We start from the raw sequence: 1,955 nt of genomic DNA on the forward strand, positions 1-1,955 counted from the left end.
TCCCATAGCGGTAACTTTGCTATGGGGACGGCGCTCTTGTTTAGAATCTCGTAGATAAACATAATAACAAATTATCCCATCAAGATTTGTTGCACGATTGATATTCCAGTTTTGTATACAAGCCCCAGTCAAGAAGGCTTTTTTAAAGTTAGTATTCAATGCTTGAACTGCCGTTAGATTAGCTTCAACCAGATCGGCTTCACTGAGATTAGCGTGACTGAGATTAGCTCCAGTTAGATTGGCTCCACTAAGAATAACATTACTAAGATCAGCGTGACTGAGATTAGCTCCAGTCAGATTGGCTTTACTAAGATTAACGTTACTAAGATTAGCTCTCCTAAGATTGGCTCCAGTTAAATTTATTTTGATTAGGTCTGGAACTAACTCAGTGTTTCTTGCCCTCCACTGATTCCAAGCTTCTAGTCTTTTTTGATATAAAATCAGGTCTTCGTTGTTGGCTTGCTGCTGAGTGATAAAGCTAATTGGAGCAAGATCATTCCAAGTGGGAGGCAATTCTGCTGGATTCTGAAACAAAACTGGCAACCAACTAGCACAGGGAAAATCATTCTCTAATCCTTGCAGTTGTTCCCGTGCTTCCCTTACTGCAATATATAACGATTTTCCCCTTAAAAATGAATTGAAAAATTCCTTTAAAAACTTCTGAGCAACTCGATCAGTTACTAGCTCTCGCATCACAAGAACTTGCGGGATCTGCAATTCAGCTAAACTTTGTGCTAAACCTAGACCATCACAAGAGTTAAAAATAGCTATTTTTAATCCCCGTTCAATTGAGGCTTTGAAAGCATTTTTTAACTCACTAATTTTCAAGCTATCTGTTTGGTTAGTATAAATATAGCCGCTCTTGCCATCTCCTTGGCTGTAACTATGCCCAGAAAAAAATAGGATATCCCAGCCTTTATCGTCCCATAGTTTTCTATTTAATTCCAGGCGTGACGGCTCAATCAGAAACGTAATTTCTGTATTAGGTAAATGTTCTAGTAATTCTCGGTCTTTTCCAAGATTAATTCCGTAACTGCTTCCCAGAACAGCTACAATTCTCACCCTATCCTTGATAATAGACGAGACGGTGCGCTCAACTCTATCATGGGTTAAGTCCCATAAAGCAAACTCAGCCTTCTGGTAATAATCAAAAATGTCCCACAGATGCCAGGGGATTCGTCGTAACTGAATATCTTCAACTTGGATAAGTACGCGAATTTCTTCAGAAGGACTTAATTTTTTTAAAAATGTTTCTTTGATGACAGTAAAACCTTGATCATTAAGCCAACTATTGAGACTTTTTTTAAAGTTATTGGATAATTGGCGAAACTCATCGATACCAATTATAGAGGTGTTTAGCTGTCGTTGTATCTTAATAGCACGTACAAAATACTGTAGGGAGTCTCTATACCTTAAATGCCAGAGCTTATGGAGTTTTGCTAATTCTGGTGCTGGAGGCAATTTCCCTAGTATTTCTGTTGATGGAATAGCGTGATTATCTCCAATTTTTACAGTAACTGAACAACCATTTTCAAGGTTTCCTTCTCCTAGATTTATGACAACTAATTTACCCATTTTATGAGTATAATGATATGAAAACTTCTTAAACCAGAAAACCAACCATAAAACTTGAATTATTATAGTCTATTTTAACCCTAAATTTTTCTCCATAATCAGCACTAAAATTTAGCTGTATGCCAATATCACCAAGTTTTGATTGTGCTTCTATCAAAGTTTCACCTGAGTCATCAAGTAAAATCATCTTGGTATTTTCTGGTAAATAGTTGTGATTACTAATAGCATATAGCTGTAGTAGAATATCTACTTCATTATTAGTTTCTCTAGCCACATGGACGACTAAAGCCATCTGGCATCCATTATCCCAGGTGATTTTTTTAACTCGATTGACTCCTTTTATGTCCCTAGGAGCATCTCTATAAGAATGTTGTATTCTT

The 1,955-nt window shown here is 36.8% G+C and carries 2 protein-coding genes; both read right to left on the reverse strand.

Annotation, left to right across the window (positions count from 1 at the left end; genetic code table 11):
- Positions 1–1,575 (reverse strand): pentapeptide repeat-containing protein (locus F6J94_RS33420; RefSeq protein WP_293048164.1); only part of this gene is annotated, 1,575 nt, incomplete at its 3' end.
- Positions 1,576–1,603: 28 nt separating this feature from the next.
- The coding region (locus F6J94_RS33425) for a DUF1822 family protein (RefSeq protein WP_293048167.1) at positions 1,604–1,955 on the reverse strand (352 nt) is incomplete at its 5' end.

Origin of the sequence: Moorena sp. SIO1F2 (assembly GCF_010672755.1) — a bacterium.
Lineage (GTDB): Bacteria > Cyanobacteriota > Cyanobacteriia > Cyanobacteriales > Coleofasciculaceae > Moorena.